The organism is Citrobacter sp. Cb031, from assembly GCF_030336725.1.
Classification (GTDB): domain Bacteria; phylum Pseudomonadota; class Gammaproteobacteria; order Enterobacterales; family Enterobacteriaceae; genus Citrobacter; species Citrobacter braakii.
The window spans coordinates 537,893-554,365 of sequence record NZ_JAOWDA010000034.1 but is presented as its reverse complement, the minus strand read 5'-3'; the positions used below and the strand labels follow the sequence as shown (position 1 = coordinate 554,365).

Genomic DNA, 16,473 nt, shown 5'->3' with positions numbered 1-16,473 from the left:
GTTGTCCGAAAATGCCCTGTGTGGCCTACCTGAATTAATGATCTGTTACGGCACAACGATTTCCGTTACTTTAATTTGTTTACAAAAATTTAATATTCGCAGGGGCGGTGGTATGTCGCGTAAAGACGGGTTATTAGCGTTACTGGTCGTTGTGGTTTGGGGGCTGAACTTTGTCGTCATCAAAGTCGGGCTACACAATATGCCACCCTTAATGCTGGCTGGGTTGCGTTTTTTACTGGTGGCATTTCCGGCGATTTTCTTTGTTGCCCGGCCGAAAATTCCGCTTTCACTGCTGCTCGGCTATGGGCTGACCATCAGTTTTGGGCAGTTCGCGTTTCTCTTTAGCGCCATCAAATTCGGTATGCCTGCCGGGTTAGCTTCTCTGGTATTACAGGCTCAGGCGTTTTTCACCATCATTCTGGGGGCATTCGCCTTTGGTGAACGTCTGCAAGGTAAACAACGGGTAGGGATTGCGCTGGCCATATTTGGCGTGCTGGTGCTGATTGAGGCCAGTCTGAACGGACAGCATGTCGGCATGCTCGGTTTTATGCTGACGCTGGCGGCGGCGCTAAGCTGGGCCAGCGGGAATATCTTTAATAAAAAAATCATGCAGCATACGTCACGCCCGGCGGTGATGTCGTTGGTGGTATGGAGTGCGTTGATTCCTGTTGTCCCATTCTTCCTCGCCTCAATACTTCTCGATGGCCCAACGCAAATTATCCAAAGTCTGGTGACGATAGATATGACCACCATTCTGTCACTGGTTTATCTGGCGTTTGTGGCGACCATTGTGGGTTATGGCATCTGGGGATCTTTACTCGGGCGTTATGAAACCTGGCGTGTCGCGCCGTTGTCGCTGTTGGTGCCGGTTGTTGGACTGGCGAGTGCGGCCGTGCTGCTGGATGAAACGCTTACCGGATTACAACTGCTCGGTGCGCTGCTGATCATGGCTGGATTGTACATCAATGTGTTTGGCTTTCGGTTGCGTAAGACTGCGCAGGCGAGAGGGTAAAAAAAAAGCCCCGCAGTGACGGGGCAAAAAAATTACAGGTTGCGCATATTGTAATAAGGCACACCTAATTCGTCGGATTTGTCGCTGCCTGCACCCATATGATTAAAATCGAACGGGGACCGATCGTGCGCAGGTGGCATAATCATCGCGTCACGACTGTTTTGTGTGGCAGGCTGCGCGGTCTGTTCCGCCATGCTCTGGCCTGAAACAACATACAGCAGGGCCAGCATCGCATAAGACAGAAGTTTCATGATTTCCTCGGTTACGTCGTTAACTGGCGATTAGCAATTACATTGATTGAGTGGCAGCAAATAGCGTGATTCGCCGTGCATATTCGTCATACGGTATTTATGCGGCGGAACATCAAAATAGTTTTTGAATGTCCGGGTCAGCGTTTGCTGGGACTCAAAGCCGTAACGCTCCGCCAGATAAAGGATCGGCTCGTTACTCTCTTTTAATTTTTGCGCTATTTCAGTCATTTTACGGCTACGGATGTATTGACCCAGTGAATGACCGGTTTCTTTTTTAAACATCCGTTGCAGGTGCCATTTGGAGTAACCTGAACGCTCTGACACCTTTTCCAGCGAGAGCGGCGATTCAAGGTTATTTTCGATCCAGTCCAAAATGCTATGAATAGTGATTGTGTCAGTATTGCGTCTGGACATCGTCATACCTCTTTCTGTTTACGGCAGGATTTTCTTCAGCAAATGCTCAAGCGTGGTCACTTCATCCGCCGTTAAGTTTTTTGTTAGTTCCTGGTGCAGGTCTTGCCCTACTAATTGATGACACTGCTCGCAAATTGCCGCGCCATGCTCGGTGAGTTTCACCAGCACGCCTCGCTTGTCATGTGGATTCGGAAGCCTTTCTATCCAGCCTTTACAGGCCAGCCTGTCCAGCATCCGCGTCAGGGCGCCGAGATCGACAGACAGCACTTTTTTCAATTCGACAGGGGTAATACACACCGCGCAACGGATGGAGCAGAGCACCTTGAACTGTGATGCCGTGATATCCAGCGGTGACAGATAGTCGTTTAGCAAACGATCTTTTTTCTGATTAACCATGTAGATCAAACGACCCAGTGGGATGATTTCGTTAAACAGATCACTGGTGCTTTTCACAATGGTTGCCCTGGCAAGTAGTTAGTCACGGCTGATATTATTGCTTAGGCAAATATAAGTCAAATGAATGGGTCAGCAAATGCCACGTTTTGCTAAATCATCAGACTCAATTTCTGGCGAGTGGAATTTTAACGGTTTGAAAATTATGGCTTATACGTGCGGATGAAAAATGAATCCTTACACCGCGAAAATGGCTTATCTCCCGGATTTCACCGTATACTTGCCGTTGACGATTAACGCACAGGAAAGATGACATTATGATGGACTTGTTTAAAGCAATAGGACTGGGGCTGGTAGTCCTGTTACCGTTGGCAAACCCGTTAACCACCGTGGCGTTGTTCCTCGGCCTTGCCGGCAACATGAACAGCGCAGAGCGTAACCGTCAGTCACTCATGGCGTCCGTTTACGTGTTTGCCATCATGATGGTGGCGTATTATGCCGGACAACTGGTGATGAATACCTTCGGGATTTCGATTCCCGGGTTACGTATCGCGGGTGGGTTAATCGTTGCGTTTATCGGCTTTCGAATGTTGTTTCCACAGCAGAAGGCACATGACTCTCCGGAAGCGAGAAGCAAATCAGAAGAACTGGAAGATGAACCGACTGCCAATATTGCATTTGTTCCGCTGGCCATGCCAAGCACCGCGGGTCCGGGTACGATTGCAATGATCATCAGCTCGGCGTCCACCGTGCGTCATGGGGCTGAGTTTCCGGACTGGGTGATAATGGTCGCACCGCCGATTATTTTTGCGGTGGTCGGGGTTATCCTGTGGGGCTGTTTACGCAGTTCTGGCGGAATTATGCGCCTGGTCGGCAAAGGCGGTATTGAGGCGATCTCCCGTCTGATGGGCTTCCTGCTGGTATGTATGGGCGTGCAGTTTATTATTAACGGCGTGCTGGAAATCATTAAAACTTACGCTTAAAACAACGTGCCCGGTATTGTCTACCGGGCACGCTTTTATGAATGCTGAGGCTGCTCTTCCAGTGATACTGGCCATTTACGGAAGATAATCACCGACCATATGAACGCCACAACCGCAGGCACTGCACCTACGTAACCAATCGTAGACATTGACCAGTGCAGACTCACCTGATTTCCCACCAGCGCGCCAGCGCCTATCCCGATATTAAAGATACCTGAGAAAAGGGCCATTGCGACGTCGGTGGCATCCGGGGCCAGCGCCAGCACTTTCACCTGCATACCCAGGCCTATCAACATAATGGCTATGCCCCAGAATATACTCAGGACGGCCAGATGCATTTCGCTGTCCGCTGCGGGCAGTAACAGCACCAGGCACACCGTCAGCAGGGCAATGGCGCTACTAATCAATACGGAAGCATGTTGATTACCCAGCTTGCCAAAAATGACGCTACCGACAATACCCGCGCCACCCAGAACCAGCAGCAGCACGGTGGCAAAGTTTGCGCTCAGCCCGGCGACGGTCTGTACAAATGGTTCGATATAGCTGTAGGCCGTGTAATGCGCGGTGACCACAATCACCGTCAGCAGATACAGGCTCATCAATGCCGGACGGCGGAATAAAACCGGCAGGCTTTTTAATGAACCGGAATGCTCACTGGGTAATTTTGGAAGGAGCTTAATCAAGCAAAGTAGGGTGACTAACGCCCCCATACCGATGGCGAAGAAGGTAGTACGCCAGCCAAAATACTGGCCAACGATGCGCCCGATAGGCAGGCCTAGCACCATCGCCAGCGCGGTGCCGGTCGCAATCAGGCTGAGAGCCTGCGCGCGTTTCCCGGCTGGAGCCAGGCGAATCGCCAGCGATGCGGTGATCGACCAGAAAATAGCGTGGGCAAAAGCAATACCGATACGACTGATCACCAGCACGGTAAAATTCCATGCCAGGAAAGAGAGAACGTGGCTGGCGATAAAAACGACAAACAGGCAGATCAGAAGTTTGCGGCGTTCTACCTGGCTGGTAAGCAGCATGAAAGGCAGCGACATCAGGGCGACAACCCAGGCGTAGATCGTCAGCATGATCCCGACCTGAGCGGTCTGCATATTAAAACTTTGTGCGATGTCGGACAACAAACCGACAGGGACAAACTCGGTGGTATTGAAAATAAAACCGGCAATGGCAAGCGTAACTACCCGAAGCCACGCGACCTTGCGGGAAACAGTGTCTGTTGTCATATCAATTAGGTGGATTAGCTGCGAAAAGGTAAGGCCACGATCTTAAAACTTTTGCTGGCTAAAATACAATCATTTCGTGATGCAGATCCCATTTCATTGACTGGGTGGCAAAATTGACTGCTGAACATTTCGCGTAATTTTAACTGTTTCATTATTAATGAAATTCCGGGCGTGAGAATTCACCCGGAACGCTATTTATGGCGTTGTTTGAGAATCGCGAATTATTCCGTGCTTTTCGACAACTGAGGGTTCAATACCTCAATAAACGCTTCCAGTTGCCTCGTCATTGCCCCTCTGCGCCAGACCAGCCACGTATTCAGCCAGCGCCAGTTTTCGCTTAGCGGCCAGGCGTGGACCTGATGGTGTCCTGGCATGCTCTCCAGCATCGAACGCGGGATCAGCGCGATACCCGCACCGGCAATGACGCAAGCCAGCATGCCGTGATACGACTCCATTTCATGAATGGTGCCAGGCATTGCGCGATCGGCATGAAACCAGCTTTCAAAATGGCGACGATAGGAACAGTTGGCGCGAAAGGCGTAAATGCTGCAACCGTTAACGTCGCTGGCCCGCTGGATAGGGGGATGACCGTGCGGAGTGACTATCATCATCTCTTCACGGTAGACCGGCATTCCTTCAAGACCTGGATGAGTAATTGGGCCGTCGACAAAGGCGGCGTTCAGCGTCCCGTCGAGCACGCCGTCCAGCATCGTGCCTGAAGGACCTGTCGCCAGCGCAAACTGAATTTTGGGGTAACGCTGATTATATTCAGCCAGCGTGGCAGGGATCCGCACAGCGGCAGTACTCTCGAGCGAACCAAGAGAGAACAACCCCTGCGGTTCATCGCCGGCGACGACCATTCTCGCCTCGTCAACCAGGGCGAGGATCCGCTGGCTGTAGCGTAAAAAATTGTGCCCGGACGGGGAAAGCCGCAAACGCTGATTTTCACGAATAAACAGATCGACGCCAAGGTCGGCTTCAAGCTGGCGAATACGGGTGGTGAGATTGGATGGCACGCGATGCACCTTCGCGGCGGCCTGCGTAATACTGCCTGTCTCCGCGACGGCGTTAAACATTTCCAGTTGCGTCAGATCCATAATATTCTCTATTCGTGAATGGTGTGGTTAATATTATTCATTTTTCAGAAAGAGTAAATATGCGCATGATATGACCATACCCTGCGATAAAGAGAGGCACTTATGACTATCACAGCAGCAACACATGCGATTTCCGTTAACCCTACCAACGGTGAAAGGTTGGCGGCAATGCCGTGGGCCAGTACTGAAGAGATTGCACATGCGCTGAGCCTTGCCGCGAATGGCTACCGCGAATGGAAACACACTGCCGTTGAGCACCGTGCGCAAACGCTGCGTCATATCGGGCAGGCTCTGCGTCATCGCGCGGAAGAGATGGCGCAGTGTATCTCACGTGAAATGGGGAAACCCATCAAGCAGGCGCGTGGTGAAGTTGCCAAATCAGCCGCATTGTGTGACTGGTACGCCGAACATGGACCGGCGATGCTCAACCCGGAACCTACGCTGGTGGAGAACAACCAGGCGGTGATTGAGTATCGCCCCGTTGGAACTATTCTGGCGATCATGCCGTGGAACTTCCCGCTCTGGCAGGTACTTCGCGGCGCCATTCCAATTCTGCTGGCCGGAAATGGCTATCTGTTAAAGCATGCACCAAACGTAACCGGCTGTGCTGCGATTATCGCGCAGGTTTTTGCTGATGCGGGCGTTCCCGCGGGTGTTTATGGTTGGGTGAATGCCGATAACGCCGGGGTAAGTCAGATGATCAATGACCCGCGTATCGCGGCGGTAACGGTGACGGGCAGCGTTCGAGCCGGTGCGGCGATTGGTGCTCAGGCGGGTGCGGCGCTGAAAAAATGCGTGCTTGAACTGGGGGGTTCCGATCCGTTTATTGTTCTTAATGATGCTGACCTCGATCTGGCCGTTAAGGCGGCGGTCGCCGGTCGTTATCAGAATACCGGGCAGGTTTGTGCGGCAGCAAAGCGCTTTATTATCGAAGAAGGAATTGCGGCAGAATTTACGGCTCGTTTTGTGGCGGCCGCGAGCGCGCTCAAAATGGGCGACCCGCTGAACGAAGAAAACGATCTGGGTCCGATGGCAAGATTTGATCTGCGCGATGAGCTGCATCAGCAGCTCGAAGCCTCCCTTGCCGAAGGCGCGCGGTTACTTCTCGGCGGGGAAAAAATCGCGGGTCAGGGCAATTACTATGCCGTGACGGTTCTGGGGGATGTCACCCCGGAGATGACGGCTTTTCGTCAGGAGCTGTTTGGCCCGGTTGCAGCGATTACCGTTGCAAAGAATGCGGAACATGCCTTAGCGCTGGCTAATGACAGTGATTTCGGCTTATCAGCCACGGTGTTCACCGCGGATGAAGCTCTGGCGCAGAAGATGGCGTCACGCCTGGAGTGTGGGGGCGTATTTATCAATGGTTACAGCGCCAGCGATGCCCGCGTTGCTTTTGGCGGCGTGAAGAAAAGTGGTTTTGGCCGCGAGCTTTCACACTTTGGTCTGCATGAGTTTTGTAATGTACAGACCGTCTGGAAAAACCGCCTCTGATGGTGTGGGTGCCTCCGACGGGGGCACCGGCCTTAATTCTGCAATGTTTCTGTCTACGGCATGAATCTCACCCGCTCATGCAGACCGTGGCCAGATTCCGCCTTCCGGCCTGACGCTGCGTATTCAGCTCTGTTATACTCGCAGGCCTTTCATACCTGCGAGCAAGGAGCATGTTGTGGCCAGGGCCATGGACAATTCAATTTTAGAGACCATTGTGCAGCAGGTTCGTCCGCTGATTGGTCAGGGTAAAGTCGCTGATTACATTCCTGCCTTAGCTTCTGTCGACGGTTCAAAACTGGGTATTGCTATTTGCACCGTCGATGGACAGCACTATCAGGCGGGGGATGCGCAAGAGCGCTTTTCAATTCAGTCAATTTCAAAGGTGCTCAGTCTGGTCGTGGCGATGCGTCACTATCAGGAAGATGAGATCTGGCAACGTGTCGGCAAGGATCCTTCCGGTCATCCTTTTAACTCCCTGGTGCAGCTGGAAATGGAGCAAGGGATCCCACGCAATCCCTTTATCAACGCCGGGGCGCTGGTGGTTTGCGATATGCTGCAAGGACGTCTGAGCGCACCGCGTCAACGGATGCTGGAAGTGGTACGGGCGCTAAGCGGCGTTTCGGATATCGCCTATGATGCGACGGTGGCGCGTTCTGAGTTTGAGCACTCGGCGCGTAACGCGGCTATTGCCTGGTTAATGAAGTCCTTTGGCAATTTTCACCATGACGTGACCACCGTTTTGCAAAATTACTTTCACTACTGCGCACTGAAAATGAGCTGTGTGGAGCTGGCGCGCACGTTCGTCTTTCTGGCAAATCAGGGACATGCTTTTCATCTTGCTGAGCCCGTGGTGACGCCCATGCAGGCCCGGCAAATCAACGCGCTGATGGCGACCAGTGGCATGTATCAGAACGCAGGGGAATTTGCCTGGCGAGTGGGCTTACCGGCGAAATCTGGTGTGGGGGGCGGTATCGTGGCTATCGTGCCTCACGAGATGGCGATTGCCGTCTGGAGTCCGGAACTGGATGCGGCGGGAAATTCGCTGGCGGGTATCGCCGTGCTGGAGCAATTAACGCAACAACTGGGGCGCTCGGTTTACTGATGAACTCGCTCGATCCTCTTTTTGCCCGGCTGGCGAAATCAACGTTTCGCTCGCGGTTTCGCCTTGGCCAGAAAGAAAGGCAGTATTGTCTGGATAAAGGCGCGCCGGTTATCGAACAACACGCCACGGATTTTATTGCCAAACGGCTGGCGCCCGCGTTTCCTGCCAATGACGGTAAGCAGACGCCCATGCGCGGGCATCCGGTATTTATCGCTCAACATGCTACGGCGACCTGTTGTCGGGGATGTCTGGCGAAATGGCATGATATCCCTCAGGGTGTGGCGTTAAACGATGAACAGCAGCGTTACGTTGTCACGGTTATCTATCACTGGCTAGTGATCCAGATGAACAAGCCATAGATAACATAATCCTATGATATGACTCCTTGTGTTGTGCAATTGTTAAAAGCAGTATGAAGGGGTCATTCTAAGGAGAAAAAAATGGCTTCCTGTAAACCCTGCTTTGTGCTGAGCGCAGCCCAGATTCTGTCGAGAATCGATGAATTCAGCGACATCCTTGAAACATGCGTCAATGATGGCGCCTCTGTCAGCTTTATGCTCCCTTTTAGTGGTGATAAATCACGGCCTTTCTGGATAAGTGTCGCGCAAAGCGTTGACCGTGGAGAAAGGATTGTTCTGGGTACGCAGAACGCACAGGGGGTGCTGGTCGGTACCGTCCAGCTCATTATCGATCAACCCGAAAACCAACCTCATCGTGCTGATGTCGCCAAGCTGCTGGTTCACCCCTCAGCGCGGCGCGGTGGTGTTGCCCGGACGTTGATGAACGAACTCGAAAACTACGCGCGTCAGCAAGGGAAAACGCTGCTGGTGCTTGATACAGCGACGGGGAGTGACGCTGAGTTGTTCTACCACAATTGTGGATGGCAAAAAGTAGGGGTGATACCGGACTATGCAAAAATGCCTGACGGGAAGCTGACCGGAACCACACTTTTCTACAAAACTCTCTAATTTGTCGCCGGGGATTGATCAAAACAGGGTTTCAATGTATTAAAGTTTGCTAACCTATTGGACCAATTCAATCAGGTTGTATGACTAATTAAAAAGGGAACCCATTGTGCAAACACTAAATCGTCGCGATTTCCCCGGTGCTCAGTATCCTGAACGCATTATTCAGTTTGGTGAAGGAAACTTCCTGCGCGCCTTTGTTGACTGGCAAGTCGATTTGCTGAACGAACATACCGATCTGAACGCTGGTGTAGTCATTGTTCGTCCCATCGAAAGTACCTTCCCGCCATCGCTGAGTACGCAGGATGGTCTTTATACCACCATCATTCGTGGTTTGAATGAGAAGGGCGAGGCCGTAAGCGATGCCCGTTTGATCCGTTCGGTTAACCGCGAAATCAGCGTCTATAGCGAATACGATGAGTTCCTGAAGCTGGCGCATAATCCAGATATGCGTTTTGTGTTCTCCAACACGACTGAAGCGGGCATCAGCTACCACGCGGGCGATAAGTTTGAGGATGCACCGGCGGTGAGTTATCCGGCTAAACTGACCCGACTGTTGTTCGAACGCTTCAGCCATTTTAATGGCGCGTCGGATAAAGGCTGGATTATCATTCCTTGCGAACTGATTGATTACAATGGTGATGCGCTGCGTGAACTGGTCCTGCGCTACGCTCAGGAGTGGGCGCTGCCGGAGGCATTTATTCAGTGGCTGGATCAGGCCAACGCATTTTGCTCCACGCTGGTGGACCGCATTGTTACCGGTTATCCGCGTGACGAAGTGGAGAAACTGGAAGCTGAGTTGGGCTATCACGATGCCTTCCTCGACACTGCAGAACACTTCTATCTGTTCGTTATTCAGGGACCGAAGTCATTAGCTGCAGAACTACGTCTGGATAAATATCCGCTTAATGTCCTGATTGTTGATGACATCAAACCGTACAAAGAACGAAAAGTGGCGATTCTCAACGGCGCACACACCGCACTGGTTCCCGTTGCCTGGCAGGCAGGGCTGGACACCGTGGGTGAGGCGATGAATGACGCAGAGATTTGCGCCTTCGTTGAAAAAGCGATTTATGAAGAGATCATTCCGGTACTGGATTTACCCCGCGATGAGCTGGCGTCTTTCGCCAGCGCGGTGACCGGTCGATTCTGCAATCCATACATCAAGCATCAGTTGCTGTCGATTGCCCTGAACGGCATGACTAAATTCCGTACCCGTATTTTGCCGCAGCTGCTGGCAGGGCAACAGGCCAGCGGTAAACTGCCGGCGCGCCTGACGTTTGCGCTTGCCGCGCTGATTGCTTTCTATCGTGGAGAGCGTAACGGTGAGGCTTATCCGGTCCAGGATGATGCGCACTGGGTGGCACGTTTTCAACAGCTGTGGTCCCAGCATCATGACCGCCAGATAAGCACTGAAGAGTTAGTCAAATCGGTACTGGGCGTTAAAGAACACTGGGAACAGGATCTGACTCAGGTTTCCGGACTCGTGGAGCAGGTTTCAGCCGATCTGGATACCATTCTGGCCAAAGGCATGCGTGAAGCCGTTAAGCCATTGTGCTAAGAAGACAACCCGGCTCAGGCCGGGTTTTTTATAGAACATTATTTAGTTACAACATACTATTGTTTATTAATGACTACACCGTTCTGTAACTCCGGTGCGCGGTGGTTCTGGCAGCGCAAAAGTTGTTTAGTTAATGTTGCGATTAACTTGCAACATTGATCATGATCGCGTCTAATGTGATGGATTTCACATTTTCCCGAAGAAAACCATGATCGTTCGCCCCCAACAACACTGGCTACGCCTGATATTCGTCTGGCATGGGTCAGTATTATCTAAAATCTTTTCACGACTGCTGCTGAACTTCCTGCTCTCCATCGCCGTTATTATCATGCTTCCGTGGTATACGATGCTGGGAATCAAATTCACCCTGGCGCCATTCAGCATTCTCGGCGTGGCGATTGCAATCTTTTTAGGTTTTCGCAATAACGCCTGTTATTCACGTTACGTTGAGGCCCGACACCTGTGGGGGCAGTTGATGATTGCTTCCCGATCGCTACTGCGTGAGGTAAAAACCACCTTACCGGATGACGCCGAATTAGGGCAGTTTGTTCGTCTGCAAATCGCGTTTGCCCACTGTTTACGCATGACTTTACGTCGAAAGCCACAGGCAGAGCCGTTGGCGAAGTACCTCAGCGAGAAAGATCTGCAGACGGTATTTGCCTCACAATCTCCAGCAAACCGCATTTTGTTGTTGATGGGAGAGTGGTTGGCCGTGCGCAGGCGTAATGGTCAACTGTCAGACATATTATTTCATAGTTTAAACAATAGGTTAAACGATATGTCTGCGGTACTGGCTGGTTGTGAGCGGATTGCGAATACACCGGTCCCGTTTGCTTATACTTTGATCCTTCATCGCACGGTATACCTGTTTTGTATCATGCTGCCATTCGCGTTAGTGGTGGATCTGCACTACATGACACCGTTTATCTCGGTGCTTATTTCCTATACTTTTATCTCGCTCGACACGCTTGCAGAAGAGCTTGAAGATCCGTTTGGCACAGAGAACAATGACCTGCCGCTGGATGCGATTTGCAATGCGATCGAAATCGATTTGCTGCAGATGAACGATGAAACAAATGTGCCAGCAAAACACATGCCTGATAAGCATTACCAACTAACTTAGTTACGTTCGTTTTGCCACCAGGCTGGCTGCATATCGGAAAACGAATGAAACTCTGGCGCCAGGTCTTCATCGTTAGGGTCATCAAAAGCCCCGGCTAAAAGTGCAATTACCGGGGCGTCATCAATAGCGCCCACGGAACTGCCGCACTGAGGGCAAAAGGCTCGACAACTCGTTTCTGATGAGCGCCAGGTTGTCGGTTTTCCGGCTTTTCCCGTCCATTCTACATTTTCTGCATCAAACTCAATCCAGACGACGGTCGGTGCGCCCGTATGTTTCCGGCATATATCGCAGGAGCAGGTATGGGAATTATTAGGACTGCTGGCCGTGAAGCGGATCGAACCACAAAGACACCCACCAATGTAGACTTTAGACATAACGACTCCCGTCGGAAACACGTGGCAAGACACTAGCAGATGCCTCGCATTGTCACTAGATCCTTATGTTAAAAAGGCGAGGGCGCTCATAGGCGATCCTCTATTCCTGTGATCTATCTGATGATAAATGCTTAATTATTGCGGCGCGCAACAATAAACAATCGGGGAAATGCCAGTAAAATTTTGCCATTTTCCTGCAGTGGATATTGCTCCTGAAGTAGTTCGTGGTAGCGCGCCAGATACTGACGTTGCTCGCTTTCTCTCAAATCCTGTAACCAGGGGCGCAGGCCTGTAGAACTTACCCAGTCGATAATTGCTTGATGAGAATCCATAATGTGATAATACGTGGTGCGCCAGATATCCACCTCACAGCCAGTTTCGGTCAAAATATCATAGTAGGCATGTACGCCAGGAAGTGGCGCACGACCCCGGTCCGGGAAACCCTGTTCATAAGCCACTTCGCGCATCAGAACATGCGTGGGTTCCAGCCAGTTATCCGGCATTTGCACGGCCAGAACGCCGTTGCGACCCAGCAGCGATACCAGGTTCGGCAATAGTTCATAGTGATCGGGTACCCATTGTAAAGACGCATTTGCGTAAAGCAGATCCACAGGATGCTCGGGCTGGAACTGACTGATATCCGCTTCAATAAAATGGCATTGCGGTAATGCGTTGCGCGCTTCATTCAGCATGGCGGGTGAGGAATCAACCCCGGTTATTACAGCCGAAGGCCAGCGCTGATGCAGTAATGCCGTGCTGTTTCCCGGACCACAGCCAAGATCAACAACTGAACGAACACTCTCTAACGCCACTTTGTTGAGTAATTCCGCTGCGGGTCTTGAACGTTCAGTTTCATATTGCAGATAAAGCGAAGGGTTCCAGTCAGCCATGAATGAATCTCCAGTATGAAAGAAAAAGGCAGAAAGGACCGCATAAGTCCTTGCCGGTGAGCCATTTCATTTAGAAGATTATATGATAATGAAGGATAAGGGCAGAAATATGCCAGGAAGACAGATTGGCATGTCTGTGGTTTGCCTGCGTGAACTACAGTTATCAGTTTTGATGTTCAGTGTTAGCGCTGGTAACGGCATTTGAAAAGAGGTTTGGCCATCATTATCGAGCAGCACAAGGATTACCATAAAGCATCAGATTCTACCTTACTCAACATCAGTGCGCATAATGTATATTATGTTAAATACAATTTAGTATTTGATGAATGCTTAGTTCATACCCCTTAGCTGACGCCGTTCCATCAAATCCTTACCCTTCCCTTATCTGCTACGGTAAAAAGTTTTCGTCAGATGACCCCGAATGCAGATCCCTCTTTAGCCATTCTCAGTTTGGCGGTTCCGGTTGGTACACAGTGATGAAAAACGATAAGGTCAGAGCTGTTGTCGCCTTCGAGTCAGGAAGCCAGGAAGCGGTTTTTTCATTCCTGGAAAAGCTCCCCCTGCTAATCCTGACTGAAAACTGCTGGACATGACTGTCTGCCTTGAGCAAAAGCAGACAGTCACTTTGATTTTCTACCGTAAATTTTTTCTTTTTTTATAATCAATGTATCGGGCTAGATATTTTTGTAACAACTTTATAAGTTAAAGATCTGCCGCAATAACAGATTCCTTTATTTATAATTAGAGGTTTGCAACGTTGTGATAGACTTTTTGAACATCATCGTCATCTTCAAGGGCATCAACGAGTCCTGCAAAGATTTCTAAATCTTCTGGCGAAAGTTCAACTTCTGATTGAGCAATCATTTCTAATTCTGTCGTTGAGAATTCAGTAATCCCTGCGGCTTTCAGGGCTGCAATTCCTTTATGAAGGTCTGTAGATTCAGTATAAATAACGATGTTTCCCTCTTCTTCGGTTACATCGCGAACATCTACATCAGCATTAAGCAAAATTTCAAAAATATGGTCAGGATCTGTTCCTTCAAATACAATCACCCCGGTATTGTCAAACATATAGCTGACAGCACCTGCCGCTCCGATATTCCCGCCTTTTTTATTGAAAATTGAGCGGACATTAGCAATCGTACGGTTAACATTTGACGTCAACGTTTCAGCGATAATCAGTGAACCACTTGGACCAAAGCCTTCATAGCGCCCTTGCACGAACGTTTCATCGCTGCCGCCTTTGGCTTTATCAATTGCTTTATCAATAACGTGTTTAGGAACCTGTGCTTGTTTCGCACGTTCAATAACGAATTTTAAAGCTGAGTTTGATTCTGGGTCTGGTTCACCTTGTTTGGCAGCGGCATAGATTTCTACACCGAATTTTGCATATATATTAGACGTTGCACCGTCTTTAGCAGTTTTTTTAGCAACAATATTTGCCCATTTACGTCCCACTGGAATAGTCTCCTCAGAAATTCATTTACATTACATGCAGATTAATAGCCTGCAAATTTTTCCGCAATATTATATCATGATATGTAAACTCTCGTCCATGAAAAACAAAATATCCATGTTTTACTAAATGTTACTTTAATTTTATCAATAGTTAACATTATGGATATGTTATTTTCGTTTTTTTTAGATTTTTTGTTTTTTTATTTTAATAGTCGAATGACAGCGATAATACATAAATAAAGAGAAACTGGAGTAACAATCCAGGTATAAATACCCACTTAAGATTAATGAATGCATCTAATCCAGATCTTTTCTTCAGCAATGTCTGGCTGATGTTTACTTCTTAATCATGAAAGCCTGAGGAACAGATGCCATTGCTGGTCGCCCCGCTTTCTTGTAACCTTCTTCCCGTTGCACTACTGACAAAATCTGGAACCACTGAACTGGACTTCATATGAATGCTCATATTTCTAAAGACCCTTTACATGGCGTAACGCTTGAAATGCAGGTCAATGCACTGGTTGATCGTTATGGTTGGGCTGAGCTGGCGCAACGCATTAATATCAACTGCTTTAAAAATGAGCCGAGCGTTAAATCCAGTTTGAAGTTTCTGCGCCGCACGCCCTGGGCGCGGGCAGAAGTTGAAGCGCTGTACCTGGATTCACTGCATGACCTTGCCTCAAATAACACCACCGAACCGGCGTTCGATCCCTGGGCTAACAGCCGCAACAAGAAGAATTAAGAGCAAAATCTGATGTCAGCATCCGGTTTTATTTCAGCAAATTATCAGAAAAAACTGGCGAATATTCTCGCCCGTTCCCGAGCCAGGCTGCCGCGAACCAACATGAAATGGTTCGCGCTGCTCGTAGGCAGTATGTTGCTACTTGGCAGCTGTTCTTCACAGCCGCCAGGTTCAAAAATCACCCCACTGCCCCCGGTAGGCAAACCACAGCAGAGCAAGGAGCCGGTACGCGGTATCTGGCTGGCAACGGTTTCGCGTCTTGACTGGCCGCCGATTTCATCCGTCAACATCAGCTCGCCTACCGTTCGTATCAGCCAGCAGCAAAAGGCGCTGACGGACAAGCTGGATAACCTGAAACGTCTTGGTATTAACACCGTTTTTTTCCAGGTGAAGCCCGATGCCACTGCGCTGTGGCAATCTACAATCTTGCCGTGGTCAGATACCCTGACCGGTAAGATTGGTCAGGATCCGGGTTACGATCCGTTACGGTTTATGCTCGATGAAGCGCATAAACGCGGAATGAAAGTCCATGCCTGGTTTAACCCCTACCGCGTGTCCGTTAACACTAAACCGGCAACGGTTACCGAATTAAACAACACGCTGTCACAGACGCCTTCCAGCGTTTATGTCCTGCATCGGGACTGGATCCGTACCTCGGGCGAGCGTTTTGTGTTAGATCCCGGTATTCCCGAAGTGCGTGACTGGATAACCAGCATCGTGGCTGAAGTGGTTGAGAATTACCCGGTTGACGGCGTGCAATTCGATGATTACTTCTATACCGAGTCTCCAGGCTCTGCGCTCAACGACAGCCAGACCTTCAGAAGATATGGCCAGGGATTTGTCTCCAAAGCTGACTGGCGGCGCGATAACACGCAACGGCTGATCGCTCAGGTTTCACGAACCATCAAGAAACTCAAACCTGAAGTTGAATTTGGCGTCAGCCCTGCGGGCGTGTGGCGCAACCGTTCGCACGATCCGGCGGGCTCCGACACGCGCGGCGCGGCAGCCTATGATGAATCGTATGCGGACACCCGCCGCTGGGTGCAACAAGGCTTGCTGGACTACATCGCCCCGCAGCTGTACTGGCCTTTTGCCCGCGATGCGGCGCGTTACGATGTGTTGGCGAAATGGTGGGCAGATGTCGTCAAATCAACCAACACCCGCCTGTATATTGGCGTGGCGTTGTACAAAGTCGGTGAGCCGTCGCGAAAAGAACCTGACTGGACGGTCAAAGGCGGTGTGCCGGAGCTGAAAAAACAGCTCGATCTGAACGAGTCTGAACCGCACATTAACGGCACAATTTTGTTTCGCGAAGATTACCTTAATCAGCCGCAAACGCAGGAAGCCGTGACCTATATTCGCAGTCGTTGGGGGCGTTAATGGTC

At 50.3% G+C, this 16,473-nt stretch carries 18 protein-coding genes and 1 pseudogene; 11 read left to right on the top strand and 8 right to left on the bottom strand.

The annotated features are described in order from the left end of the window. The first annotated feature begins 112 nt into the window (after positions 1–112). Entirely contained in the window at positions 113–1,012 is a 900-nt protein-coding gene (eamA, locus tag OGV93_RS19090; protein ID WP_019076776.1) for an O-acetylserine/cysteine exporter, read from the top strand. Positions 1,013–1,044: 32 nt separating this feature from the next. Here eamA and marB read toward each other — a convergent pair whose 3' ends face one another. Genes marB through marR form a run of 3 tightly spaced genes read right to left on the bottom strand, consistent with a single transcriptional unit; the run spans position 1,045 to position 2,130 of the window. Further along, on the bottom strand, positions 1,045–1,263 hold the full coding sequence (gene marB / locus OGV93_RS19085; protein WP_016153071.1) for a multiple antibiotic resistance protein MarB: 219 nt from the start codon (positions 1,261–1,263) through the stop codon (positions 1,045–1,047). A 30-nt stretch (positions 1,264–1,293) separates the two neighbouring features. Further along, entirely contained in the window at positions 1,294–1,677 is a 384-nt protein-coding gene (gene marA, locus OGV93_RS19080; protein ID WP_003032424.1) for an MDR efflux pump AcrAB transcriptional activator MarA, read from the bottom strand. Between the two features lie 18 nt (positions 1,678–1,695). Continuing rightward, positions 1,696–2,130: a multiple antibiotic resistance transcriptional regulator MarR gene (gene marR / locus OGV93_RS19075; protein WP_016156485.1), complete on the bottom strand. Its 435-nt coding sequence runs from the start codon at positions 2,128–2,130 to the stop codon at positions 1,696–1,698. A 257-nt stretch (positions 2,131–2,387) separates the two neighbouring features. Here marR and OGV93_RS19070 point away from each other — a divergent pair, with 257 nt between their 5' ends. Beyond that, positions 2,388–3,053, top strand: a complete 666-nt coding sequence (locus OGV93_RS19070; protein WP_016153073.1) for a MarC family NAAT transporter — start codon at positions 2,388–2,390, stop codon at positions 3,051–3,053. Between the two features lie 35 nt (positions 3,054–3,088). On the opposite strand, the gene OGV93_RS19065 is transcribed toward OGV93_RS19070, so the two are convergent. Both OGV93_RS19065 and ptrR read right to left on the bottom strand, forming a co-directional pair. Then, entirely contained in the window at positions 3,089–4,285 is a 1,197-nt protein-coding gene (locus tag OGV93_RS19065) for a sugar transporter (RefSeq protein ID WP_019076778.1), read from the bottom strand. Between the two features lie 221 nt (positions 4,286–4,506). Further along, on the bottom strand, positions 4,507–5,382 hold the full coding sequence (ptrR, locus tag OGV93_RS19060) for a putrescine utilization regulator PtrR (protein ID WP_016153075.1): 876 nt from the start codon (positions 5,380–5,382) through the stop codon (positions 4,507–4,509). 102 nt (positions 5,383–5,484) lie between these two features. On the opposite strand from ptrR, the gene sad reads away from it, so the two are divergent. From sad to OGV93_RS19030, 6 genes are all read left to right on the top strand, one after another. Beyond that, entirely contained in the window at positions 5,485–6,873 is a 1,389-nt protein-coding gene (gene sad / locus OGV93_RS19055; RefSeq protein WP_287109984.1) for a succinate-semialdehyde dehydrogenase, read from the top strand. A 175-nt stretch (positions 6,874–7,048) separates the two neighbouring features. Continuing rightward, complete coding sequence (glsB, locus tag OGV93_RS19050; RefSeq protein ID WP_016153077.1) at positions 7,049–7,975, top strand: glutaminase B; 927 nt, start codon at positions 7,049–7,051, stop codon at positions 7,973–7,975. Continuing rightward, a complete protein-coding gene (locus OGV93_RS19045) occupies positions 7,975–8,334 on the top strand; it encodes a DUF4186 domain-containing protein (protein ID WP_047359047.1) in 360 nt (119 codons plus the stop codon). The genes glsB and OGV93_RS19045 overlap by 1 nt, the downstream gene beginning before the upstream one ends. An 81-nt stretch (positions 8,335–8,415) precedes the next feature. Then, a complete protein-coding gene (locus OGV93_RS19040; protein ID WP_049042173.1) occupies positions 8,416–8,943 on the top strand; it encodes a GNAT family N-acetyltransferase in 528 nt (175 codons plus the stop codon). Positions 8,944–9,049: 106 nt separating this feature from the next. After that, positions 9,050–10,501: a tagaturonate reductase gene (locus tag OGV93_RS19035; RefSeq protein ID WP_016156489.1), complete on the top strand. Its 1,452-nt coding sequence runs from the start codon at positions 9,050–9,052 to the stop codon at positions 10,499–10,501. A 208-nt stretch (positions 10,502–10,709) separates the two neighbouring features. Further along, positions 10,710–11,624, top strand: coding sequence for a bestrophin family protein (locus OGV93_RS19030; protein ID WP_016153081.1), 915 nt, complete (start codon positions 10,710–10,712; stop codon positions 11,622–11,624). Here OGV93_RS19030 and OGV93_RS19025 read toward each other — a convergent pair. Both OGV93_RS19025 and tam read right to left on the bottom strand, forming a co-directional pair. After that, entirely contained in the window at positions 11,621–11,998 is a 378-nt protein-coding gene (locus OGV93_RS19025; protein ID WP_016153082.1) for a GFA family protein, read from the bottom strand. The two genes, OGV93_RS19030 and OGV93_RS19025, sit on opposite strands and share 4 nt — an antisense overlap. 131 nt (positions 11,999–12,129) lie before the next feature. Further along, a complete protein-coding gene (tam, locus tag OGV93_RS19020; RefSeq protein WP_287109981.1) occupies positions 12,130–12,888 on the bottom strand; it encodes a trans-aconitate 2-methyltransferase in 759 nt (252 codons plus the stop codon). Positions 12,889–13,319: 431 nt separating this feature from the next. On the opposite strand from tam, the pseudogene OGV93_RS23965 reads away from it, so the two are divergent. Continuing rightward, a pseudogene (locus OGV93_RS23965) lies at positions 13,320–13,442 on the top strand (alpha/beta hydrolase); the annotation flags it as partial. 187 nt (positions 13,443–13,629) lie between these two features. Here the strand turns inward: OGV93_RS23965 and OGV93_RS19015 are convergent. Then, positions 13,630–14,346 carry a YebC/PmpR family DNA-binding transcriptional regulator gene (locus tag OGV93_RS19015; protein WP_016156532.1) on the bottom strand — a complete coding sequence of 239 codons (717 nt, stop codon included), beginning with the start codon at positions 14,344–14,346 and terminating at the stop codon, positions 13,630–13,632. Between the two features lie 454 nt (positions 14,347–14,800). Between OGV93_RS19015 and OGV93_RS19010 the strand changes: the two genes are divergently transcribed. Together OGV93_RS19010 and OGV93_RS19005 are read left to right on the top strand one after the other, a co-directional pair. Then, positions 14,801–15,088, top strand: a complete 288-nt coding sequence (locus OGV93_RS19010; RefSeq protein ID WP_016153085.1) for a VF530 family protein — start codon at positions 14,801–14,803, stop codon at positions 15,086–15,088. A 12-nt stretch (positions 15,089–15,100) separates the two neighbouring features. After that, a complete protein-coding gene (locus OGV93_RS19005; RefSeq protein WP_279267690.1) occupies positions 15,101–16,468 on the top strand; it encodes a glycoside hydrolase family 10-like protein in 1,368 nt (455 codons plus the stop codon). Positions 16,469–16,473: the final 5 nt, after the last annotated feature.